This window comes from Vagococcus jeotgali (genome assembly GCF_035918315.1).
GTDB lineage: Bacteria > Bacillota > Bacilli > Lactobacillales > Vagococcaceae > Vagococcus > Vagococcus jeotgali.
In genome coordinates this window covers 1,367,096-1,390,941 of the sequence record NZ_CP142146.1, presented here as the reverse complement: position 1 = coordinate 1,390,941, position 23,846 = coordinate 1,367,096, and the positions used below count along the sequence as shown (strand labels likewise).

Genomic DNA, 23,846 nt, shown 5'->3' with positions numbered 1-23,846 from the left:
ATAAAAGTGATTTGCTTTTTTTGATTAAGAATGTTAAATTACTTAGACGTTTAATGTTCAAGTTTTAAGATGATGGTTTTATATAGACAATAATAGGATGTGAAATATTATTATGACATCAAAAAAAAAGAAAAGAAAAGTAAGGAAGAGAACTCCTCATACAAGTAAGAAAAAAATAGATAGCTCTAAAAAGAAAAAGTGGAGTTGGTTTTGGTTAGTCTACATTTTAGGTTTTGCAATTATGCTCTATCCTGTTGCCTCAAATTTATATTACAGTCATCTACAAAACTCCGTTTCAAGTGACTATTATGGTAAAGTAGACAAGATGTCTGATGAAGATTTACAAGAAAAAAAGTCTGATATAGTAAAATATAATAAAAATTTAGCTACCTCTTTTGCTCAAGAGCTGGATATGCCAGATTTTAAATCAACTAGTTTGACTTTATTTGAGGGAATGGACACAAATCAATTAAAAGAAGTGTTAGGTGTTTTAGTCATCCCTGCCATTAAAGTAGATATGCCGATTTTTAATGGGACAAGTGATTATCAACTAAAACATGGTGCTGGAGTACTATCTGGAACTTCTTTACCATACGGAGGAGAGAACACTCACTCTGTTATTACCGGCCATAGAGGATTACCAACAGCTAAGTTGTTTACTGACTTACCAAAACTAAAAAAAGGTGATCAGTTTTATATTAAAACATTAGATGATAAATTAGCTTATGAAGTAGATAAGATTACAGTTATTGAACCAGATGAAATCGAAGAGCTTATGATTACAAAGGGTGAGGATTATGTAACGCTTCTAACTTGTACGCCTTATATGATTAATACGCATCGTTTACTAGTAAGAGGACACCGAGTACCATTTTCTGAAAAAGTTTTTGATCAAGCCGTTAAAGATAGTAAGCAAAATCAATTATTATGGTTGTTGTTGATTATTTTAATTATTATTTTGTTATTGATTATTTGGTATGTTGTAAGAAAGAAACGAAAAGATAGGCAATTGGAGGGATAGATTAGTGAAAAATAAAAGAATATCTTATCTCTTCTTTATGATTGGTTTACTAATCGTATTGTCACTACCTGTTATGGGATTGATTCAGTCTTTTCAACAACAAAAAGAAGTGAAGTCATTTTCTAAAGAAGAGCAAATCTATGAGCAGTATCCCAATTTTGCTGAAGAAGTTAAGACATATTATGAAGAAAAAAACAGAGCAGATATTGTAGATCCTTTTACAGAGTCATCTGAAACAACGGAAATCACTGAAGTCATTAGTGTTGATACAAGTGAAGGTAAATATACTCATGATTTAATTAATGGGTCAGTAGGACACATTGAAATGCCGTCAATTAATGAAAAGAAATTGCCACTTTATATTGGTGCCTCGAAAGAAAATCTTAGTAAAGGGATTGCTCAAGTCACAGGAACAGATCTACCAAATAGTGGACTGGGAAATCATAGTGTAGTATCAGGTCACAGAGGGTATTATGGTTCTAATTTGTTCATGTATATTGACTATCTTGATATAGGTGATATTTTTTATGTTACTTATTTAAATGAGACTGCAGCTTATGAAGTGACAGGTAATGAAATCATAGAAGCAACGGATGTAGAAAAATTAATAGTTAAACCCAATCAAGATGAAGAATGGTTGACTTTGCTAACTTGTCACCCGCTACCGTCTTTAGAAAAAAGACTGTTGGTTCACAGTAAACGTGTTCCTATGGATGAGTCTATTAATCAGACAACAATTAAAACCAAGACTACAAATAACCAAGTGAATCAAAAAAAAGCAATAGAAGAAAGTGAGAATCAAAAAGTATCTTCTTCTAAAGTAAGTGATAATAGTACTGAGTTAAGAGAAGTGACACCTAGCCAGCCGGTTGTTGTATTTGTGTCAAAAGCACTTCAACACTCCCGCTTATTTTATATTGTCGTATTATCAATTGGTGTTTTATTGTTCTTGTATTTAATATATAAATTTATTAGAACTTTTTAGGTTTAGCTTGAGGAAATGAAAGAGGGAAGATTAAATTGGAGAAAAAAGTGAGGCAAAAACAAGATAAAAAACATCTATTAACCCTAGTATGGGTACTTTATATATTAGGTTTTTTAATATTCTCCTACCCTTTTGCTGCAAAAAAATATCATCAAATTGTCCAAAATAGCGCAGTTAAAGAATATAAAAAAGAATCCTTAGAATCAGAAAAGAAAGCATCTGAAAAGCGTGCTAAATTGGAAAAGGAACATGAAAAGGAAATTGCCCTAGCACCAGAAAATCAAGTCAAAGATTTTGATATTGAGGCTGAAAAATTAATGAGAGAGCAGGGAATAGCATCAAGTGGAAGAGACGAGCTTGGAGAGGCTATTGCTATTCTTGAAATTCCTAAAATAAAATTAGAACTACCTGTATATTACGGGACTAATAGCAAGCAGATATCTAGTGGTGTTGGGGTGATGAGAGAAACGTCTTTACCTTTTGGTGGGGAGGGAACTCACTCGGTTTTAACTAGTCACAGAGGGTTACCAACAGCAAAACTTTTTACAGATTTGCCTCAACTGAAAATAGGAGATAGTTTTTTCTTAACAGTCGGAGCTGATATTCATGCTTATGAAGTGGATCAGATTAAAGTGATTGAACCAGATGATTTTTCTGCCTTAGAAGTTATTCCTGGTGAGGATTATGTTACTCTCTTAACTTGTACACCTTATATGATCAACACGCATCGTATTTTAGTTCGTGGTAAGAGAGTGATGCCATATGATGCCAAAGTCAAGGCTCAAGAGATGAAAAAAGGATACTGGCGTCAAATAAAACAGTTATTAATTTTGTTATTAATTCTGTTATTGTTATTGCTTCTATATATTCTAAAAAAACAAATGGATAAACGAAAACAAATGGATCCAATACCAGATCAACTAAATCCTAAAAAAACCCGTGTAAGAGTACGTGTTCCTATACAAACTAGCGAACATATACAAATAGTTCCGCCTTTAGACTCAACTAGTCCTAAAAAGAAAAAGCGTATTAAGGTCAAAAAAAGAGTCGATAATTAGGATTTTTATCATAAAATGTGTTAAACTAGAATAGAGCTTGTGTATCTATATTTAGCATATAGATAACTTGCTATTAAAGAAGAAGGAGTTATAATTTATGACTAAGAATAATTATAAAAGTGTATCAAAACAGTTAATTTCATGTTTAGCTTTAAGTAGTCTATTATTAATAGGATCACTTAATACACATGCTGAAACCATTGAATCTTCAACAACGCAATCAACTGAAGAAGTTATTTTAAAGCAAGATACTAAAGTAGCAAGTGAAGCTATTTTTTCATTGAATGACAAGGGGCATAAAGTATCTGATAAATTATTTATGTTAGTAACTGAAAATGAAGATAAGGAACTTCACCCTTTATTAGTCAAAGAAGATGATGATAAAGAGCAAGTTGTTGCTTTTAAAGCTACTAAAAAAGAAGAGATTGTTGTACCGGATTCATTATTAAAAGATGAGGTAATCAATCAATTAGAAATGGATTTTAAATTAATTGAGTTATCTGCTCCAGAAGAAAAATTAGATGAGATGAAAGAAGATAATGTCTACCTATTATCTCAAGCTGAAACAAAACAGATTCAAAAACAATTTAGTGGGTCAGCTAAAACCTTAGAAAAAAATCTTGAAAAAAATTATGATGCTATTGCAATGACTGTAGCCTATGATGATCAAACGGATTTTGAGGGTGTAGCTTATGCTATGAAATCTATGCCTGATGTAGTACCGCAAGAAGCATCAACGACTACTTCTAAAAAGGACACACAGGGTCTTTTTTCTAAAAAAGAATACGCTGAAGGCAAAGTAAAAAAGGCAGATCATGAGCCAAACAAATCAGAATATACTTTGAAATTAACATCTAAGGAAGTGACTTTAGAAAAAGGTGCAGAGCAACCGACTAGTCAAGAATTAAAGGAATGGTTTACAGCTGTTGATGTTCTTGAAGGGGATACAACAGTAAAAGATAATCTAGAAGATTACACTGTCACATTAATAAATCCAACGACAGTTGATACTCAAACTGTCGGTATAGCAATATATGATGTGAAAGTTGAAGGAAACTATGAAGGTAGTATGATTTCTAGTGAAACAAGAGTAAAAGTTGAAATTGAAGACGGTAAAGGAAAAGGTGAAGGTGAGACTCCGCCACCGAATAAAGAAAAACCCAAAGATCCGGTAAATAATTCAGGAAATAATACTAGTGACAACAAGTCTTCAAGTAAAAATCCAGAGACTTTACCACAAACAGGTGAGAACTTCACAAGTCTGTTATTACCACTAGGTATGGTGATGGTAAGTTTACCAGTTATTTTTGTCTATTTAAGAAAATAAAGACATATATTTATGAAATACTTTAAGTGAAGAAAAAGAGACTGGCTTTTGGGTCAGACTCTTTTTCTTTGTCGAGTTTTACATTGAGATAAAGAGTATTAAGAGGGGGAGACCTATGAGTTTAACACCAGAAGAGCTATACCAACAGCTACTTACTCAAATACAATTAGATAAAGAAATAGCAAAATATCCTCTACTAAGTGAAGGTAAAGTTGAGAAAGTTATGGTTCATAAGCACAGTAAAATGTGGGATTTTCATTTACTTTTTCCTAAACTGTTACCGGTGGATCAGTATCAATTACTATTAAATCACTTAACAACATCTTTTCAACATATTGCTCAGATAAATATAACGATTCATACAGTAGATGGTCAATTTAGTAGCGAGTTGATTGGTGATTATTGGTACCCAGTTTTGAAAAAAAACACAGAATTGACGAATGTCGTTAAAAAATCATTAAGTAAACAAGCGCCTCTTGTAGAAGAAAATCAAGTGGTTTTATTTGTAGAAAATGAAGGAATTATTAAATATTTAGGGCCAAAACATTTGGAGGTATTGGCAAAAGACTACCAAAGCTTTGGCTTTAAAGAGTTTAATTTTGTTTTGAAAGTGGATGAAACAAGGGAATCAGATATCCAGCAAGCTTTTGAACAGCGTCAATTGGAACAGGCTGAAGTTATGATGAAACAAGCTGCAGCTGCTATTGAGAAAAATGAGCAACAAAAGAAAAAACAAGAAGCAACTGAATTTAATGTCCCTATTCAATTAGGACGATCCATTCCTGCAGATGAAATCATTACTCGTATGGAAGATATTTTGGAAGAAGAGCGTCGTGTCACTATAGAGGGTTATGTTTTTGATAAAGAAATAAGAGAACTTCGCTCAGGAAGAAAATTATTGACCGTTAAAATAACGGACTACTCATCATCATTTTTAGTTAAGAAATTTTCCAATAATGAAAAAGACGTGGCTGTATTTGAAGGTATTAAAGTCGGTAGTTGGATTCGTGTTAGAGGAAGTATCCAAGAAGATACCTTTATGCGTGATTTAGTGATGAATTGTCAGGATCTTGTAACAATTGAGAAAGAGACAAGAAAAGATACTGTCAAAGAAGAAGATAAGCGTGTTGAATTACATGTCCATACGAATATGAGTACTATGGATGCGACAAATAAAGTAAGTGACATTGTTGCCCAAGCAGGTAAGTGGGGGATGCCTGGAATTGCTATTACAGATCATAGCGGTGCTCAAGCATTTCCGGATGCTTATTTTGCAGGACAAAAAAATAATGTCAAGGTTCTATTTGGTATTGAGGCTAATATTGTAGATGACGGTGTACCTATTGCTTATAACCCAAAACATGAATTATTAACTGATGCAACTTATGTGGTATTTGATGTGGAGACAACAGGACTTTCTGCTGTTTATGATTCAATTATTGAACTTGCTGCTGTTAAGATGCACAAAGGCAATATCATTGATACTTTTGAAGAGTTCATTGATCCAGGACATCCCCTATCTCAAACCACCATTAGTTTAACAGGAATTACTGATGAAATGGTGAAGGGCTCAAAATCAGAAGAAGAAGTATTAAACTTATTTCATGAATTTTGTGGAGATAGTATCTTAGTGGCACATAATGCCAGTTTTGATATGGGATTTTTAAATACGAGTTATGAAAAATATCAAATGCCAGAAGCTCATAATCCAGTCATTGATACATTAGAGTTGTCACGATTATTACATCCAGAGATGAAATCACACCGGTTAAATCGTTTATCTAAAAAGTATAATATTAATTTAGAACAACATCATAGGGCTATTTATGATTCTGAGGCTACTGGACATTTGTGTTGGATTTTCGTAAAAAAAGCTCAAGAAGATTATCACGTTCATTATCATGACGAGTTTAATCAACATATTGGTGAGGGTGATGCTTATAAGAGAGCTAGACCTTTTCATGCGACTATATTAGTACAAACTCAAGCAGGCCTTAAAAATTTATTTAAGCTGATTTCTATGTCAAATATCAACTATTTTTACCGAGTTCCTAGAATTCCACGTTCTGTATTAAATCAGTACAGAGAAGGTTTATTGGTTGGCTCAGCCTGTAGCAATGGAGAAATTTTTGAAGCTATGATGCAAAAAGGGGTAGAAGAAGCTAAAAAGCGAGCTAAATTCTATGATTATATCGAAGTTATGCCAAAAGGCGCTTACTCATCTTTAATCGCTGCTGAGTTAGTTAAAAATGAAGATGATTTAGAAGATATTATCAAAAATTTAGTAACAATTGGAGATGAGTTAGGTAAAACAGTTGTTGCTACTGGTAATGTTCATTATATTAATGAAGAAGATGCCGTTTATCGTAAGATTTTAATTAATTCTATGGGAGGAGCTAATCCTTTAAATAGGTACCCTTTACCTGATGTTAAGTTTTTAACAACAAATGAAATGTTAGATGCCTTTACATTTTTAGGAAAAGAGAAAGCCAAAGAAATCGTCGTAACAAATACACGCCATATTTTAGATATTTGTGAGACAGTTGTCCCAGTGAAGAAAGAGTTATATACACCAAAAATTGAAGGGTCAGAGCAAGAAATTACAGATCTAAGTTATAATGAAGCTCATAGACTATACGGACAAGATTTACCAGAAATAGTAGAAAAAAGAATAGAGAAAGAGTTAAAAAGTATTAATGGTAATGGTTTCTCAGTTATTTATTTGATTTCTCAAAAATTAGTTCATAAGAGCTTGAAAGATGGTTATCTAGTTGGATCTAGGGGGTCTGTTGGTTCTAGTTTTGTTGCAACTATGACAGGGATTACTGAAGTTAACCCACTCCCTCCTCATTACCGTTGTCCAAGTTGTCAGTATTCAGAATTTTTTGATGATGGGTCTTATGGTTCAGGATTTGATTTACCAGAAAAAAATTGCCCTAACTGTGAAACTAGGTTAGAAAAAGATGGACATGATATTCCTTTTGAGACCTTTCTAGGTTTTCACGGTGACAAAGTACCTGATATTGATTTGAACTTTTCAGGGATATACCAGCCTGAAGCTCATAATTATACAAAGGTATTGTTTGGTGAGGAATACGTTTACCGTGCTGGAACGATTGGTACTGTAGCAGACAAAACAGCTTACGGATTTGTTAAAGGGTATGAACGAGATAACAATCTGAATTTAAGGAGCGCAGAAATTGACCGCTTAGCAAAAGGTTCGACAGGCGTGAAGCGAACTACTGGGCAGCATCCAGGGGGGATTATTGTTATTCCTGATTACATGGATGTATATGATTTTACACCCATTCAATTTCCAGCAGATGATCAAGAGTCAGAATGGAAAACAACCCATTTTGATTTTCATTCTATTCATGATAATGTTTTAAAATTAGATATTTTAGGACATGATGACCCAACTGTTATTCGTATGCTTCAAGATCTATCAGGAATTGACCCAAAAACAATCCCAACTGATGATCCTGAAGTCATGAAGATATTTTCAGGTCCAGATGTTTTAGGTGTGGCAGCTGGTGAGATTTTTTCAAAAACCGGAACATTAGGTATACCAGAGTTTGGGACAAAATTTGTAAGAGGGATGCTTGAGCAAACAAAACCAACAACGTTTGCTGAGTTACTTCAAATTTCAGGGCTTTCCCATGGGACGGATGTTTGGCTTGGTAATGCTGAGGAGTTAATTAGAAAAGGTGAAGCAACACTTGCTAAAGTAATTGGCTGTCGTGATGATATCATGGTGTATTTAATGCATGCTGGTCTTGAGGATGGTTTAGCCTTTAATATTATGGAAAGTGTGCGTAAAGGAAAAGGAATCAGTGATGAATGGCAAGAAGAGATGCGAGCTCAAAATGTACCTGAGTGGTATATTGATTCTTGTCTAAAAATTAAATATATGTTTCCAAAAGCCCATGCGGCAGCCTATGTGTTAATGGCACTACGTGTTGCTTACTTTAAAGTTCATTTTCCAATTCTATACTATGCAGCTTATTTTTCAGTTAGAGCAGTTGATTTTGATATTGCAGCTATGGCTAAAGGTAAAGATGCAGTTAAGGCTAGAATGAAAGAAATTATGGATAAGGGTATGGAAGCTTCAACAAAAGAGAAAAATTTACTGACAGTTTTAGAAATTTCAAATGAAATGCTAGAGCGAGGCTTTAAATTTCAAATGATTGATTTATATAAATCAGATGCGGAAAACTTTATTATAGAAGGAGATACATTAATCGCTCCCTTTAGATCAGTTCCAAGCTTAGGTGCTAACGTTGCTAAACAAATTGTCATAGCAAGGCAGGAACAAGCATTTTTATCTAAAGAAGACCTATCAAACCGCGGTAAGGTATCGAAGACATTGATTGAATACATGACAGAAAATGGTGTTTTAGACGATTTACCTGATGAAAATCAATTGTCCTTATTTGATATGTAAATTAAATTTTTATCTTATTGGAGTAGAAATCTTTTTATTATAGTGATTTGTAGTGAAGAGAAAAAGAAGATAGCGTAAAATATTTTGTGTAAATAGAAATTTAGGGTAGAAAAAAAGAAAGTCCATTCTGTAAAATTAAAGTTACCACACAAAAATTTTATAGGAGGACTTTCTCATGAATAATTTTACTACAGAAATTATGGAAACACTAATCAATAAAGGTGATTTGGATGATTTGTTTCGCCATCATCTAGAGCTAGCTATTAATTCATTATTAAAAGCTGAACTGACAGCATTTCTTGACTATGAAAAATATGATAGATCTGGATTTAATTCAGGTAATTCCCGAAATGGGAATTATTCACGTTCATTTAAAACGGAGTATGGAGAACTAAATTTAGTAATCCCTAGAGATAGGAATGGTGAGTTTTCTCAACAAACATTACCTGCTTATAAAAGAACCAATGACTCTTTAGAAACGACTATTATTCAGCTATTTCAAAAAGGAATAACGATGTCTGAAATCTCTGATTTAATTGAAAAGATGTATGGTCATTATTACACGCCACAAACTATTTCAAACATAAGTAAAATTGTATCTGAAGATGTTTTAGCTTTTAAAGAAAGAACTTTAGAGGCTAAATACTCAGTTATTTTTATGGATGCTACTCATATTCCAGTAAAAAGGAAAACCGTAGCAAAAGAAGCTATTTACATAGTAATTGGTATCCGGTTAGATGGAACCAAAGAAGTTCTAGGATTTACTATTGCTCCAACTGAATCTGCCTACATTTGGAAAGAGATACTTCAAGACCTAAAAGACCGTGGTTTAGAAGAGGTTTTATTAGTTGTAACTGATGGTTTAAACGGTATTCACGATAGCATCCATAGTGTCTATCCAAATGCTCAATTTCAACAATGTTGTGTCCATATCTCTAGAAATATTGCTCATAAGGTTCGTGTTAGTGATCGACAAGAAGTCTGTAATGATTTCAAATTGGTTTATCAAGCAGCTTCAAAAGAAGAAGCTATGAATCAAATAAGTTTTATGATAGATAAATGGAAAAAGCAGTATCCACGAGTAGTTAAATTACTCTTGAATCCTGCTATATTAACTTTCTATAACTTCCCACCATCAATCAGAAGAACTATCTACTCAACTAACTTGATTGAGGGATTTAATAAACAGTTAAAAAAATATACAAAGAGAAAAGAACAATTTCCTAATGAAGAATCTCTGGAGAGATTCCTTGTTTCTCAGTTCAATGAATATAACCAAAAATTTTTAGGCAGAGTACATAAAGGATTTAAGGAAATACAAGATACATTAGAATCAATGTTTTAACTTAAAAAAATGGAATGGATTTTCCATTTACACATAATTCTTGACGCAACCAAAAAGAAATAAGCATATTGTTTTTAATTTATAATAGAATATATAAAATTCATAAAAAGATAAGGGTATGTGTTATGTGTACATCATTAACGATGACAACAAAAGATAATGTTAATTTGTTAGCTAGAACCATGGACTTTTCATTTGAATTAGGAGCTTCACCAGTTTTTATTCCGAGAGGTCATGCTTTTAAGAGTGATGTAGGAGCAGATTGTACTTATACCTCTGACTATGCTTTTGTCGGATCGGGACGAAAGCTTGCTGAGTACATGTTTGCTGATTGTGTAAACGAAAAAGGAATAGGGATTTGCGCCTTATATTTTAGTGGATTAGCCTAATGCCTTATATTTTAGTGGATTAGCCTAATATAGTGATAAAAAAGATGAAACAAAACAAAATATCGCCCCCCATGAATTTGTTACTTGGGTATTAGGCTCAATCGATTCTTTAGATACTTTAAAAACAAAACTTAATGACTTAAACATTATGAATATTAAGAATAGTTTTTTAAATGCTATTACTCCATTGCACTGGATTGTGGCAGATGCTTCAGGTAATTCATTAATTATTGAAATGACAGCTAGTGGTACTCATATTTATGATAATGAAGCCTCAGTTTTTACTAACAATCCTGAATATCCATGGCATTTAACAAATTTAAATCATTATTCATTCTTATCAAATGTTACTAGCCCTACAATGGATTTTGGAAAGCACGTTAGTATTTCTGATGGTATGGGAAGTGGTGCTATGGGCTTATCTGGAGATTTCACTTCTGAATCACGTTTTATTAGAGCAGCCTTTTTAAAAACTAATATCTATCAACCAGAAAATGCTGTTGAAGCGATTAATACTCTAGCTCATATTCTTAATTCAGTTGATACTCCTAAAGGGGATAAAGCAGCTAAAAATGGTGTCATTGATTACACGCAGTACAAAGGTTTTATGGATTTATCTAATAAAAATTACGTTATGATGCCGTATACAAATACTTGCCCTGTCCAAGTCAAACTAACTGATGATTTGATCCAAACAGGCCAGCCATTTGTGTTTAAAATGAATGAGGTTCAAGAAATTGTTGATCTATCTACTCAAGCATAAAAATAAGGAACTTGAAAAAAGTCTGATAGTTAAGTAAAATTAACTATCGGGCTTTTTATTAAGCAATTAAGGAGTGAAGAGATGAGTGTTTTAGTTTTAGGCGGTGCCGGATATATTGGCTCACATGCTGTAAAAGCATTAGTTGAGAGTGGTAAAGAGGTTATAGTAGTTGATAATTTACAAACAGGGCATCTAAAAGCTATTTCAGATAAAGCTAAGTTTTATCAAGGTGATATTAGAGATAAGATATTTTTAAAATCTGTTTTTGAGCAGGAAAGCATTACGGAAGTGGTTCATTTTGCAGCCAGTTCTTTAGTTGGAGAGTCAATGATAGAGCCGTTATTATATTTTAATAATAATGTATATGGTATGCAAATATTACTTGAGGTCATGAATGAATATCATATTAAAAAAATTGTCTTCTCATCAACAGCTGCGACTTACGGAGAACCTGACGTTGTACCTATTACAGAAAATACACCAACAAACCCAACAAATCCATATGGACAAAGTAAATTAATGATGGAGCAGATGATGAAGTGGTGTGATGAGGCTTATGGTATTAAATATGTTTCGCTTCGCTACTTCAATGTAGCAGGTGCCTCACTTGATGGATCTATTGGGGAGGATCATACGCCAGAGACGCATTTATTACCAATTATTTTAGAGGTGGCACTTGGTAAACGTCAAGAATTACGTATTTTTGGTGATGATTATCCAACACCTGATGGGACTTGTATCAGGGATTATGTTCATGTAGTGGATTTGGTAGATGCTCATTTATTAGCTCTTGATTATTTAGAGACGCATCAAGAGAGCCAGATTATAAATTTAGGTAGTGGTAGTGGTTTTTCAGTGAAGGCTTTACTTGATGAAGCAGAACTTGTAACAGATAAAGAAATACCTTTTGTTATGTCTGAAAGAAGACAGGGAGATCCAGCTATATTAATTGCCTCAAATCAAAAAGCAAAAGACATTTTAGAATGGCAGCCTAAATATACAAATATTGCTACTATCATTTCTACTGCTTGGAATTGGCATGAGAAGCACCCACAAGGTTATGAAGATTAATAAAAATTAAGAAACGATAATTAGTTTGGATTGTAGAATTGCTATATTGTGTTTATAGGAAAAACATGTTAATCTAAATGTGTATGATATGAACGAAAGGGAGTGAGCGTCTTGACGCTCACTCTTTTTGATGAATTTCTCAAATAAAGTATAGGGAGGCGAAAACTATTGGCAAATGTAGTCGAAGTAGTCACTAGCTTGGTAGAACCAATTTTGGAAGACTATCATTTTGACTTAGTAGATGTTGAGTATGTTAAGGAAGGAAAAAATTGGTTTTTAAGAGTCTTTATTGATAAGCCTGGTGGTATTGATATCAATGAATGTGTTCTTGTTAGTGAACAATTGGGGGAAAAATTAGATACAATTGATCCTGATCCTATTCCTCAAGCCTACTTTCTAGAAGTTTCTTCTCCAGGAGCTGAGCGACCATTAAAAAAAGAAGAAGATTATCAAAATGCTATTGATGAATATATTAATGTCTCTTTTTATCAAATGGTTGAAGGTGAGAAGCAGTACCACGGTTTCTTAAAAGAAGTAACTCCTGAAACAGTAACCCTATTAGTTAGAATCAAAACACGTGAAAAAGAAATGACATTTGATCGAAAAAATATAGCCAAAGCAAGATTAGCAATTCAATTTTAGAATGGAAGGTAAGAAATAATATGAACAAAGACCTGTTAGGAGCCTTAGATGCTCTTGAAACAGAAAAAGGTATCTCTAAAGAAATCGTAGTAGAAGCACTTGAAGCAGCAATGATTTCAGCTTACAAAAGACATTATGGACAAGCTCAAAATGTTGAAGTAGAATTTGATGACAAAAAAGGTGACGTTCACATTTATTCTGTGAAAGAAGTGACAGAAGAAGTCATGGATTCACAACTAGAGGTTAGTCTAGAAGAGGCCTTAAAAGTAAATGGTGCTTATGAGATTGGTGATATGGTTCGCTTTGAAGTAACACCTAAAGATTTTGGGCGTATTGCAGCTCAAACTGCTAAACAAGTTATTTTACAAAGAGTAAGAGAAGCTGAGCGCTCAATTATTTATAACGAATTTAGTGCTTATGAAAATGAAATCATGCAAGGGATTGTAGAACGTCAAGACAAGCGCTACATTTATGTTAACTTGGGCAAGATTGAAGCTGTTTTATCAAAGCAAGATCAAATTCCAAATGAAGTATATCAACCACATGACCGTATTAAAGTTTATATTTCTAAGGTAGAAAACACATCAAAAGGACCTCAAGTATACGTAAGTAGAAGTCATCCAGATCTTTTAAAACGTCTATTTGAACAAGAAATACCTGAAGTTTATGATGGTGAAGTTGAGATTGTAAGCATTGCTCGTGAAGCTGGAGATAGAGCTAAAGTTGCTGTAACAAGCGCTAATAAGGATATTGATCCAGTTGGAACTTGTGTTGGACCTAAAGGACAACGTGTTCAAGCTATTGTTAATGAATTAAAGGGTGAAAATATGGATATTGTTGAATGGGATGAGGATCCAGCAGTTTTTATTTCAAATGCTTTAAATCCAGCCCAAGTATTGGACGTTATTTTTGATCCACATCAACGTGCCTGTACGATTGTTGTCCCTGATTTTCAATTATCACTAGCTATTGGTAAACGTGGGCAAAATGCTCGTTTAGCAGCTAAATTAACAGGGTATAAAATTGATATTAAACCTGAATCTGAGTGGGAAGAAATTGCTGCTAAAAATGAAGCAGAGTTAATTGCTGAAGTATTAGAAGCAGGTGCTGAATTAGTTGAGGAAGTTATTGAAGAAGCCATGTTAGAAGAATTATCTGAAGAAGTCATTGAAGAGGCATTAGTTGAGGCTGAAACGGAAAAACTAGTGGATTCAATTATTGAAGATGGTTTAACAGAAACTGAGGATATTACTGAGGACAAGTAAAAAAGAAAAGAGGGACCATAGATGAAAGAAAGAAAAATGCCACTTAGAAAATGTGTAGTATCAGGTGAAATGAAGCCTAAAAAAGAAATGATTCGTGTCGTACGTTCTAAAGAAGAGGAGATTTCGATCGATCCAACTGGAAAAATGCCAGGTCGTGGTGCTTATTTATCTATGGAACCTGAAGTTGTCCAAAAATCTTGGGATAAAAACATACTTGATAAACAATTAAAACAACATTTGTCAGATGAATTTTATCAAGAGTTACTAGACTATGTGTCTCATCAAAAAGCGAGGAGAGAATTGTTTGGTCATGGAAAATAATGAACGAGTATTAAACCTTTTAGGCCTTGCTATGAGAGCAGGCAAATTAGTAACTGGTGAGGAAATGACATTACAACGAGTGAGAAGCGGTCAAGTTAAATTAGTAGTCTTAGCTAATGATGTTAGTGAAAGCACACTAAAGAAGATGACCAATAAGTGTCAATCATACCATACACCGCTGATTAGTCCTTTTAACTCAGGGGAGATAAGTCATGCGATTGGAAAAAGTCGTCGTATTATCGGTGTATGTGATTCAGGATTTGCAAAAAAAATGAGTGACTTAATGAAAGAATAGGACGGTGAAGAGATGAGTAAAAAACGTGTCTATGAACTAGCGAAGGAATTAGATGTTCCTAGTAAAGAAATCGTTACAAAAGCTCAATCCATCGGTATCGATGTCAAAAATCATATGAGCACTTTAAATGATGCAGATATAGTAAAAGTTAATCAGGCATTGAAACCTAAAAATGGAAAAAAAGAAACAGATAAACAAGAAGCAAAACAAGCTGAAACTAAGAAAACAGCTTCAAATAAACATCATTCTGATAAAAAATCAGGAAATAATGATAACAGTAAGGGTAATCGAGTGAATAATCAAACTAACCAAGGGATGCAACCTAAGAAAGCTGGACAAAAACCAGCAATAAATCAAGGATCAAAATCGACAGGAAAACCAGCAACAAATCAAGGGGCAAAACCGGCAGTTAAACCGGCAGCTAAACCTGCAACGCAACAAGCTAACCGTGGTGGGCAATCATCTCAATCAGCTAACAGAGGTGGAAATCGTCCGTACCAAGGAAATAATAATAATCGCTACAAAAAAAATAATCGTCGTAAAAAAGGGAAACATCCAGTTTCAACTAAACCAGCTGTGCCACCACGTAAATTTAAAGAGCTACCTGAAGTATTAGTTTATACAGAAGGTATGAATGTAGCTGATATTGCGAAGAAAATTTATCGTGAACCAGCAGAGATTATTAAAAAATTATTTATGCTAGGTGTGATGGTTAATCAAAACCAAGCACTTGATAAAGATACAATTGAGATTCTAGCTGATGATTACGGTATTAAAGCTGAAGAAAAAATTCAAGAAGACGTAGCAGATATTGATAAATTCTTTGAAGTTGACGTGATAGATGAGGACCACTTAGTTACTCGTCCGCCAGTTGTGACAGTCATGGGACACGTGGATCATGGTAAAACAACACTTTTAGATACACTTAGAAATGCTAGAGTATCATTTGGTGAAGCCGGTGGTATTACGCAACATATTGGGGCATATCAAATTGATATTGACGGTAAACCTATTACGTTCCTAGATACACCAGGACATGCGGCTTTTACAAGTATGCGTGCACGTGGGGCTAGTATCACGGACATCACCATTTTAGTTGTAGCTGCTGATGACGGGGTTATGCCGCAAACTGTTGAGGCGATTAACCATGCTAAGGCTGCTGGTGTTCCAATTATTGTTGCAGTAAACAAGATTGATAAACCAGAAGCTAACGCTGAGCGTGTGATGCAAGAGTTGAGTGAATATGAATTAATTCCAGAAGCTTGGGGTGGGGATACAATTTTCGTTCCAATCTCAGCTAAATTCGGAGAAAATATTGATGAATTATTAGAAATGATTCTACTTGTTGCAGAAGTTGAGGATTTAAAAGCTGATCCAACACAACGTGCCATAGGTACTGTTATTGAAGCAAGACTTGATAAGAGTAAAGGACCTGTTGTCACACTTCTTGTTCAACAAGGAACACTACATATTCAAGATCCAATCGTCGTTGGTAATACTTATGGACGTGTTCGTGTTATGACAAATGATATTGGTCGCCGAGACAAAGAAGCCGGGCCAGCAACTCCGGTTGAAATCACTGGTTTAAATGATGTTCCTCAAGCAGGAGATCGTTTTGTAACCTTTGAAGATGAGAAAACAGCTCGTGCTGCTGGTGAGGAAAGAGCTAAACGTGCTCTACTAGAACAACGCCAAGTAAGTCAACGTGTCACACTTGATAACTTGTTTGAAAGCCTTAAAGATGGCGAGATGAAGGAAGTTAATGTTATAATCAAGGCAGATGTTCAAGGTTCAGCTGAAGCACTTGCAGCAAGTTTAACTAAAATTGATGTAGAAGGTGTTCGTGTGAAGATTGTTCATTCGGCAGTTGGAGCAATTAATGAGAGTGATATTACACTAGCATCAGCAAGTAATGCGATTATCGTTGGTTTTAACGTTCGACCAACACCGCAAGCTCGTACACAAGCCGAGCAAGAGCAAGTGGATATTCGCCTGCACCGTATTATCTACAAAGTAATTGAAGAAATCGAAACAGCAATGAATGGTATGTTAGATCCTGAGTTCGTTGAGAAAATTACTGGACAAATGATGATTCGTGAAACATATAATGTATCTAAAGTTGGAACAATTGCTGGTTGTTATGTGACAGACGGCTTTATCCGTCGTGATGGTGGTATTCGTTTAATTCGTAACGGTATTGTTATCCATGAAGGAAAATTAGCTAGTTTGAAGCGTTTTAAAGATGACGCAAAAGAAGTTAAACTTGGTTTTGAGTGTGGGGCTATGATCGAGAACTATAATGATGTTAAAATTGATGATGTCATTGAAGGCTATATTATGGAAGAAGTTAAAAAATAACCTTTTAATGCGTCATTAGGAGGAAAAATTATGGCAAACTATCGAGATCGTCGAGTAGCACAAGAAATTTTAAAAGAAGTTAATGACATTTTACGTAAAAAAGTCAGAGACCCAAGAGTTCAAGATGTGAATATCACTGATGTTAAAGTAACCGGAGACTTGCAACAAGCAACAATCTATTACAGTGTGTTGAGTGATAAAGAATCAAAAATTGAAGATGCAAAACAAGGGCTTGAAAAAGCTGCTGGTTTAATTCGTAAAGAGCTGGGCCAACGCCTAAGTATTTATAAAACGCCAGAAATTGAATTTGTTTTAGATGAGTCAGTGGCTTATGGTAGTCATATTGATGATTTGTTGAGAAACTTGAACAAAGATTAGTTATTTTTGATATCACTTAAATCCTAACTTATTGGGATTTAAGTGATATCTTTTTTTAATCATTTATTTTTATGATACACTAAATGAAAACAAGTGGAGGTTTTCTCATGATAAAGAATATAGGTATCGTAGGTACAGGTGATATTGCTACACAATTTGTAACGCAAATAGATACGAAAAAATATAACATTCATTCAGTTTTTAACCGAACGTCAAGATCTTTAATTAATTTTACCCAGATACATGATTTGACTAATGGTTACACTGATTATATGGAATTTTTGGATGATGATGCTTTGGAGTGTGTGTATATCGCTACACCTAATCAAACTCATTTTAAGTATGCTAAAGAAGCAATAGAAAAAGGTAAACACGTTTTATGTGAAAAAGTATTAGTCTTAACTGCTAGTGAAGCTAAAGAATTATATCGTTTAGCAAAAGAAAAAAATCTCGTTATTTTAGAAGCAGTCACTCTTTTTTATATGCCTTTGTATGAAGAAGTAAAACGTTTGATGCGAGATGGTGTTTTAGGTCAAATTAGTGGCGCAAACATTACATTTGGAAGTTGTAAAGAATATGATATCAATAATCGCTTTTTCTCATTAGAAAAAGGTGGAGGAGCTTTGTTTGATATTGGCCCTTACGGATTAAGCGCTGCTGTTTATTTACTTGGAACAGACTTAGACTTAGTTGCAACAAGTGCTGTCATGGCTAAAAGTGGTGTAGATGAAAAGTCAGTGACAATTTTACAAAACCCACAAGGTCAACAGGCAAGTATTCAATTATCATTTAGAGGTAAGATGCCAAAGCAAATTGTTTTAACTGGGGATGAGGGATACTTAATTATAAATGACTTCCCAAGAGCTGAAGTTGGTGTGGTAACGTTTAATGACGGCTCAACCAAAGTGATTGAAAAAGGTCATGCTAAAGATGTTTTTACTTATGAGATGGATATGCTAAATCATTTATCTAAGCGCCCTGAGACAAGTGAAGTACCAGATGTTCGAGATGTCAGTCTTAGAGTTTTAGAATTAATGGATGACATGAGAGAGTCTTGGGGATATAAATTATTTAAATAATAATTTCTTACTTTAAGAGGTTAACTTAGAATAGTTAGCCTCTTATTTATATGAGATAAATTTAACTTTAGGGAAACCATTTCAACTTATGCTATAATATTTGAGAGATTAAAAGAGAAATGGAGAACGTCAATGGAAGGTATTATTCCTTTATGGAAACCACGTGGAATGACAAGTCATGATTGTGTCTTTCAACTTCGTAAAATATTAAAAACAAAAAAAGTAGGTCATAGTGGTACACTTGATCCAGATGTAGATGGTATTTTACCAATTTGTATTGGAAAAGCCACAAAGGTAGTTGAGTATCTACAAGATTCTAATAAAATTTATACAGGAGAAATTACGTTAGGCTTTTCTACAGAAACAGAAGATGCGAGTGGAGAAGTTGTAGAAGTGACACCTGTAATAAGCCCAGTATCAGATGAAGAAATTGATGAAGCTATGACACAATTAACAGGTAAGATTAAGCAAGTACCACCTATGTACTCTGCTGTAAAAGTCAACGGTCGGAGACTTTATGATTATGCTAGAAATGGTGAAACAGTTGAAAGACCAATTAGAGATGCTAATATCTATTCATACAGACGTCTTAGTGAGTCTGTTTATAATGAAGTCAAACAAACTCAGTCATGGCGATTCGAGGTGGACTGTGGTAAGGGAACGTATGTGAGGACTTTATCTGTTGATACAGGTAAAAAGCTAGGATTTGCAGCCCATATGTCTGACTTAACAAGGTTAGCCAGTGGGGGATTTAGTGCTAGTGAGGCAGTGAGTCTTGATATGGTCAAAACGTGTGCTGAAGCTGACACATTAGATCAAGTCCTATATCCCTTAGAAAGAGCACTGAGCTCTTTTAAACGAATAGATTTGTCTGAGCAAGACTACTCTGTTATAAAAAATGGTTCCGTTGTTCCTCATACATTTTTCAAAGAACAGGTTAAAGGAGAGATAGTTGCTCTTTATTATCAGGATAAGGCAGTTAGTTTGTATGCTGATCATCCTAGTAAAGTAGGATATTTAAAACCTATGAAAGTACTACGAAACGATTAAAGGAGATTTTATTATGGAAATAATTCACATACACCATCCTTATGATACATCAAAAATTCCAAAAGGAGATGTTGTTTTAGCTTTAGGATTTTTTGATGGTGTTCACAAGGGACATCAAGAGGTCATCGAATTAGCAAAAGAAGAGGCCTTGAAAAAGAATGTTAAATTAGCAGTTATGACATTCAATCATCATCCCTCTGTAGTGTTTCAAAAGATTGATCATAAAAAAATGAAATACATTACAACAGTAGATCAAAAAGAAAAGCGTATGGCTAGCCTTGGTGTTGATATTCTTTATGTGATTGAGTTTACGTCATCATTTGCAAGTTTATCACCTCAAGCTTTTGTAGATGAGTACATGGTAGGGCTTCATGCGACAACTGTCGTAGCAGGATTTGACTACACATATGGCAAACCCGATGTTGCTAATATGACAGCTCTACCTACTTATGCTAAAGGTAGATTTGATATTATTGAAGTTGAGAAACTAAGCCGTTGTGATAAAAAAGTTAGTTCAACAAATATCCGTGAGATGATGAAAAAAGGTGATATTGAAAGTGCTAATGATTTTCTTGGCTACCACTATGAAACAAACGGTGTTGTTGTTCATGGTGATAAACGAGGACGCACTTTGGGGTTTCCAACAGCTAATATTAAAGTATCCCCATTATCTTTATTACCAGTGGCGGGTGTTTATGTCGTTAAAATAAAAGTTGCTGATACATGGTATAAGGGAATGGCTCAAATTGGATATAATATAACATTTGAAAGTAATAGACCTAAGACGATTGAAGTAAATATTTTAGATTTTAATGCTGATATATATGGTGAAAACGTATCAGTAGAATGGCTATATTATTTACGTGGTGAGAAGAAATTTGATGGTGTAGAAGACTTAATCACACAATTAGAGCAAGATGAGATTGATACAAGAGAGTATTTTAAGAAAATAGGTGATTAAGAATGACATCAGCATATATTCATATTCCTTTTTGTGAACATATCTGTTTTTATTGTGATTTCAATAAAGTGTTTATAGAAGGACAGCCAGTCGATGAATATATCGAGGCTTTACTAAAAGAAATAGAATTAACAAAAGAATTACACCCAAGTGACAAGACGGAAACAATTTATATTGGTGGTGGGACACCGACTTCTCTTTCAGCCAAGCAATTAGACCGACTTTTAGGTGGCGTTAGGCAGAGGCTACCATTTGATTCAAGTGATGAATTCACAGTAGAAGCTAATCCGGGAGATTTGACGATGGATAAAATTCATGTGATGCAAAAGTACGGGGTAAATAGGTTATCTATGGGGGTTCAGACCTTTGATGATCGTTTACTTAAAAAAATTGGAAGAAAGCATACAGCTCGTGACGTATTTGAAACCATGGCATTACTTGAAAAAGCCGATTTTAAAAATGTCAGTATTGACTTGATTTATGCACTACCCAATCAAACCATGGAAAGCTTTGAAGATACGTTGACAAAAGCTATTGATTTAGACTTACCACATTACTCTATGTACTCTTTGATTCTTGAAAATAAAACTATGTTCTACAATTGGGCAAGACAAGGTAGACTACATTTACCAGGTATTGATGTTGAAGGTGATATGTTTGAGCGTGCTATTGAGAGAATGGAAAAGGCTGGAAAAATTCAATATGAAGTTAGTAATTTTTCAGAACCAAATCAGGAGAGCCGTCATAATTTAGTTTATTGGAACAATGAACATTACTATGGTTTAGGAGCAGGAGCTAGTGGATATTTGGGTAATATTCGTTATAAAAATCATGGACCTATTCAGCATTATCTAGAACCATTAAGAAAAAATCAACTACCAATTATCACAACAGAAGATTTAAGTGTGAAGCATCAAATGGAAGAAGAACTCTTCTTAGGGCTTAGAAAAAGAAACGGAGTATCTATTGCTCATTTTGATGAAAAATTTCCACAAAAATTTGATGATGTTTACGGAATGGTAGTTCAGGACTTGATAAAGGATGGAATGGTTCAAGTTCAAAATGGTCACTTGTCTTTATCTGAAAAAGGATTGATTTTAGGTAATGATGTTTTTGAAAAATTTTTGCTTGATAAAGTTGATCATGCTACATAAAAAAAGATATGACAAAAAAGTTAGTTTTGAACTAGCTTTTTTTGTATATAATGTTTGGTCAACTTATCAAGTGTTGAATATTTCAATAAGTTAAATATCATTTCTTTAGCAGTAGAACAGAATAATAAAGATAATTTTTCTTTTAAAAAAAGCATAGTATGAGGTTATAAGAGCATAATCACGGATTTTAGCAGTCTTTAATCAAGAGTGCCAAAAAAAGAAGGGTTATGTGTTGACATTTATCTTAATCCTTGATATATTTATAACTGTAATTAGCACTTATAACTAAAGAGTGCTAAAAAGGAAGGTGATTCGCATGTTGAGCAATAGACAGAAGAACATCTTTCAACTATTGGTACAGTTATATGCGGATACCGATTCTCCTGTAGGGTCAAAAACCTTAATGAATAGTGGGATTAAAGCTAGCTCAGCAACGATTCGCAATGATTTATCGAAGTTAGAAGAGTATGGTCTGATACAAAAAATGCATACATCGTCTGGGCGAATTCCATCAATGCAAGGATATCGCTACTATGTTGATTATCTAATGCACCCTCAAGAATTAGATTCAGCTGATATTCAGCAAGTGAGGCAGTTATTTAATCACAACTTTAATGAAACAAATGATATCATTGAGCTAGCAGCTGATATTTTATCAGAACTAACAGGTTATACTGCTTTTTCTTTAGGACCTGAGGTAAAAGACAGGCGCTTGACAGGATTTCAATTCGTCCCTCTAAATGATAAACAATTAATGACTATTATTATTATTGATAAAGGTTATATTGAAAGCCAGGTGTTTTCAATACCTAATCATTTAACTCTTAATGATTTAGAGAAGGTCGTTGATATTATTCATGAACGTTTGTTAGGCGAAACCTTACTAAGTGTGTATCAAAAGCTTAGAACTGAGATACCTTTAGTTCTACAGAGGTACTTCAACAATTCTTCCAATATTTTATATTTGTTTGAAGATGTGTTTACCAGAGCATTTGATAGTCAAATTTATGTTGGTGGCGGAATGAATTTACTTAATTCTACTGCTGTCACGAATACTCAAGACTTTAAGTTAGTTTATTCTTTGCTAAATGACACAGATCAACTAGCTGATCTATTGCTTCTTGAAAAAGATAAAAAATTGAGTATTAAAATTGGCGATGAACTTAATAATCAATTCTTGCAAGATATGAGTTTAATAACAAATACTTACGATGTATTTGAAAAAGGAAAAGGGATTTTAGCGGTTTTAGGACCTGCAAATATGCCTTATCCTAAATTATTAGGTTTAATTGATGTTCTAGCTGATGAGGTATCATCTCATTTAGCATCCTATTATAGGCATTTAGAAAAATAGTATGAAACAAGTGAAAGGAGAGTAATCAGATTGAAGAACGATGAAGAAGTAGAATCAACTGAAGAATTAGAACAAGAAGTAACCTCTGAGGAAGTCGAAGTTGAAGACGTTGTTAGTGTTGAGGATACACTAAAAGCTGAATTATCTGACATGGAGGACAAATATTTACGCGCTCAAGCAGAAATTGTTAATATGCGTAACCGCCAAAAAAAAGAACGTGAGGACGCATCTAAGTACCGAGCGCAAGATTTAGCAAAAGAATTAATTCCAGCCTTAGATAATTTAGATCGTGCTTTAGAGATCGAAGTGGTTGATGAGCATGGTGAGAGTATGAAAAAAGGTATTGAGATGGTTCGTGAGAGTATGACTCACGCTTTTAAATCATCAGGTATCATTGAAATAGAATCTCTTGGACAACAATTTGATCCAAATCTTCATCAAGCAGTTCAAACTGTACCTGCAAGTGAAGGACAAAAGCCAGATGAAATTGTTCAAGTGTTGCAAAAAGGTTATACGTTACATGATAGAATTCTTAGACCAGCAATGGTTATTGTAGCTCAATAGTTATGTTAGAAAGTAAAAAATT

The 23,846-nt window shown here is 34.0% G+C and carries 20 protein-coding genes and 2 pseudogenes; all 22 read left to right on the top strand.

The genetic code is table 11. The annotated features are described in order from the left end of the window. Positions 1–112: 112 nt before the first annotated feature. A complete protein-coding gene (locus VSF34_RS06995; RefSeq protein ID WP_326716626.1) occupies positions 113–1,021 on the top strand; it encodes a class C sortase in 909 nt (302 codons plus the stop codon). A 4-nt stretch (positions 1,022–1,025) separates the two neighbouring features. After that, complete coding sequence (locus VSF34_RS06990; RefSeq protein ID WP_326716625.1) at positions 1,026–2,006, top strand: class C sortase; 981 nt, start codon at positions 1,026–1,028, stop codon at positions 2,004–2,006. Positions 2,007–2,041: 35 nt separating this feature from the next. After that, complete coding sequence (locus VSF34_RS06985; RefSeq protein ID WP_326716624.1) at positions 2,042–3,064, top strand: class C sortase; 1,023 nt, start codon at positions 2,042–2,044, stop codon at positions 3,062–3,064. A gap of 97 nt (positions 3,065–3,161) precedes the next feature. Continuing rightward, positions 3,162–4,391 carry an LPXTG cell wall anchor domain-containing protein gene (locus VSF34_RS06980; RefSeq protein ID WP_326716623.1) on the top strand — a complete coding sequence of 410 codons (1,230 nt, stop codon included), beginning with the start codon at positions 3,162–3,164 and terminating at the stop codon, positions 4,389–4,391. A gap of 115 nt (positions 4,392–4,506) precedes the next feature. After that, complete coding sequence (locus tag VSF34_RS06975; protein ID WP_326716622.1) at positions 4,507–8,835, top strand: PolC-type DNA polymerase III; 4,329 nt, start codon at positions 4,507–4,509, stop codon at positions 8,833–8,835. A 175-nt stretch (positions 8,836–9,010) separates the two neighbouring features. Then, complete coding sequence (locus VSF34_RS06970; RefSeq protein ID WP_326716337.1) at positions 9,011–10,180, top strand: IS256 family transposase; 1,170 nt, start codon at positions 9,011–9,013, stop codon at positions 10,178–10,180. Between the two features lie 125 nt (positions 10,181–10,305). After that, positions 10,306–10,569 carry a linear amide C-N hydrolase gene (locus VSF34_RS06965; protein WP_326716621.1) on the top strand — a complete coding sequence of 88 codons (264 nt, stop codon included), beginning with the start codon at positions 10,306–10,308 and terminating at the stop codon, positions 10,567–10,569. A gap of 61 nt (positions 10,570–10,630) precedes the next feature. Beyond that, positions 10,631–11,332, top strand: a complete 702-nt coding sequence (locus tag VSF34_RS06960) for a linear amide C-N hydrolase (protein ID WP_326718043.1) — start codon at positions 10,631–10,633, stop codon at positions 11,330–11,332. An 81-nt stretch (positions 11,333–11,413) separates the two neighbouring features. Further along, complete coding sequence (gene galE / locus VSF34_RS06955) at positions 11,414–12,403, top strand: UDP-glucose 4-epimerase GalE (RefSeq protein ID WP_326716620.1); 990 nt, start codon at positions 11,414–11,416, stop codon at positions 12,401–12,403. 168 nt (positions 12,404–12,571) lie between these two features. Then, positions 12,572–13,045: a ribosome maturation factor RimP gene (gene rimP / locus VSF34_RS06950; protein ID WP_326716619.1), complete on the top strand. Its 474-nt coding sequence runs from the start codon at positions 12,572–12,574 to the stop codon at positions 13,043–13,045. A gap of 20 nt (positions 13,046–13,065) precedes the next feature. Beyond that, positions 13,066–14,310 carry a transcription termination factor NusA gene (gene nusA / locus VSF34_RS06945; RefSeq protein WP_326716618.1) on the top strand — a complete coding sequence of 415 codons (1,245 nt, stop codon included), beginning with the start codon at positions 13,066–13,068 and terminating at the stop codon, positions 14,308–14,310. A gap of 21 nt (positions 14,311–14,331) precedes the next feature. Beyond that, positions 14,332–14,631: an RNase P modulator RnpM gene (gene rnpM, locus VSF34_RS06940; protein ID WP_326716617.1), complete on the top strand. Its 300-nt coding sequence runs from the start codon at positions 14,332–14,334 to the stop codon at positions 14,629–14,631. Continuing rightward, a complete protein-coding gene (locus tag VSF34_RS06935) occupies positions 14,621–14,926 on the top strand; it encodes a YlxQ-related RNA-binding protein (RefSeq protein ID WP_326716616.1) in 306 nt (101 codons plus the stop codon). Before rnpM ends, VSF34_RS06935 begins: the two co-directional genes overlap by 11 nt. A 12-nt stretch (positions 14,927–14,938) precedes the next feature. Beyond that, positions 14,939–15,047 (top strand): annotated as a pseudogene (locus tag VSF34_RS09950) (translation initiation factor IF-2 N-terminal domain-containing protein); the annotation flags it as partial. A 380-nt stretch (positions 15,048–15,427) separates the two neighbouring features. After that, positions 15,428–17,284: pseudogene (gene infB / locus VSF34_RS06930) on the top strand (translation initiation factor IF-2); the annotation flags it as partial. Between the two features lie 30 nt (positions 17,285–17,314). After that, the gene (rbfA, locus tag VSF34_RS06925) at positions 17,315–17,662 is read left to right on the top strand and encodes a 30S ribosome-binding factor RbfA (protein WP_326716614.1); all 348 of its coding nucleotides are present in this window, start codon (positions 17,315–17,317) and stop codon (positions 17,660–17,662) included. Between the two features lie 107 nt (positions 17,663–17,769). Beyond that, positions 17,770–18,741 (top strand): Gfo/Idh/MocA family protein, encoded by a 972-nt coding sequence (locus tag VSF34_RS06920; protein ID WP_326716613.1) that lies wholly within the window; start codon positions 17,770–17,772, stop codon positions 18,739–18,741. A gap of 132 nt (positions 18,742–18,873) precedes the next feature. After that, complete coding sequence (gene truB, locus VSF34_RS06915; RefSeq protein ID WP_326716612.1) at positions 18,874–19,791, top strand: tRNA pseudouridine(55) synthase TruB; 918 nt, start codon at positions 18,874–18,876, stop codon at positions 19,789–19,791. Positions 19,792–19,804: 13 nt separating this feature from the next. Then, on the top strand, positions 19,805–20,752 hold the full coding sequence (gene ribF, locus VSF34_RS06910) for a riboflavin biosynthesis protein RibF (protein ID WP_326716611.1): 948 nt from the start codon (positions 19,805–19,807) through the stop codon (positions 20,750–20,752). Positions 20,753–20,754: 2 nt separating this feature from the next. Beyond that, positions 20,755–21,906: a radical SAM family heme chaperone HemW gene (gene hemW / locus VSF34_RS06905; RefSeq protein ID WP_326716610.1), complete on the top strand. Its 1,152-nt coding sequence runs from the start codon at positions 20,755–20,757 to the stop codon at positions 21,904–21,906. Positions 21,907–22,222: 316 nt separating this feature from the next. Next, a complete protein-coding gene (hrcA, locus tag VSF34_RS06900; RefSeq protein ID WP_326716609.1) occupies positions 22,223–23,260 on the top strand; it encodes a heat-inducible transcriptional repressor HrcA in 1,038 nt (345 codons plus the stop codon). A gap of 24 nt (positions 23,261–23,284) precedes the next feature. After that, positions 23,285–23,824 carry a nucleotide exchange factor GrpE gene (gene grpE / locus VSF34_RS06895; protein ID WP_370659282.1) on the top strand — a complete coding sequence of 180 codons (540 nt, stop codon included), beginning with the start codon at positions 23,285–23,287 and terminating at the stop codon, positions 23,822–23,824. Positions 23,825–23,846: the final 22 nt, after the last annotated feature.

What these genes read in the sequence shown, in the direction of transcription:
- VSF34_RS06995 (WP_326716626.1), top strand. Translation starts at nt 113, where the DNA reads ATGACATCAAAAAAAAAGAAAAGAAAAGTAAGGAAGAGAACTCCTCAT.
- VSF34_RS06980 (WP_326716623.1), top strand. Translation starts at nt 3,162, where the DNA reads ATGACTAAGAATAATTATAAAAGTGTATCAAAACAGTTAATTTCATGT.
- VSF34_RS06975 (WP_326716622.1), top strand. Translation starts at nt 4,507, where the DNA reads ATGAGTTTAACACCAGAAGAGCTATACCAACAGCTACTTACTCAAATA.
- VSF34_RS06970 (WP_326716337.1), top strand. Translation starts at nt 9,011, where the DNA reads ATGAATAATTTTACTACAGAAATTATGGAAACACTAATCAATAAAGGT.
- VSF34_RS06965 (WP_326716621.1), top strand. Translation starts at nt 10,306, where the DNA reads ATGTGTACATCATTAACGATGACAACAAAAGATAATGTTAATTTGTTA.
- galE (WP_326716620.1), top strand. Translation starts at nt 11,414, where the DNA reads ATGAGTGTTTTAGTTTTAGGCGGTGCCGGATATATTGGCTCACATGCT.
- nusA (WP_326716618.1), top strand. Translation starts at nt 13,066, where the DNA reads ATGAACAAAGACCTGTTAGGAGCCTTAGATGCTCTTGAAACAGAAAAA.
- rnpM (WP_326716617.1), top strand. Translation starts at nt 14,332, where the DNA reads ATGAAAGAAAGAAAAATGCCACTTAGAAAATGTGTAGTATCAGGTGAA.
- VSF34_RS06935 (WP_326716616.1), top strand. Translation starts at nt 14,621, where the DNA reads ATGGAAAATAATGAACGAGTATTAAACCTTTTAGGCCTTGCTATGAGA.
- rbfA (WP_326716614.1), top strand. Translation starts at nt 17,315, where the DNA reads ATGGCAAACTATCGAGATCGTCGAGTAGCACAAGAAATTTTAAAAGAA.
- VSF34_RS06920 (WP_326716613.1), top strand. Translation starts at nt 17,770, where the DNA reads ATGATAAAGAATATAGGTATCGTAGGTACAGGTGATATTGCTACACAA.
- truB (WP_326716612.1), top strand. Translation starts at nt 18,874, where the DNA reads ATGGAAGGTATTATTCCTTTATGGAAACCACGTGGAATGACAAGTCAT.
- ribF (WP_326716611.1), top strand. Translation starts at nt 19,805, where the DNA reads ATGGAAATAATTCACATACACCATCCTTATGATACATCAAAAATTCCA.
- hemW (WP_326716610.1), top strand. Translation starts at nt 20,755, where the DNA reads ATGACATCAGCATATATTCATATTCCTTTTTGTGAACATATCTGTTTT.
- hrcA (WP_326716609.1), top strand. Translation starts at nt 22,223, where the DNA reads ATGTTGAGCAATAGACAGAAGAACATCTTTCAACTATTGGTACAGTTA.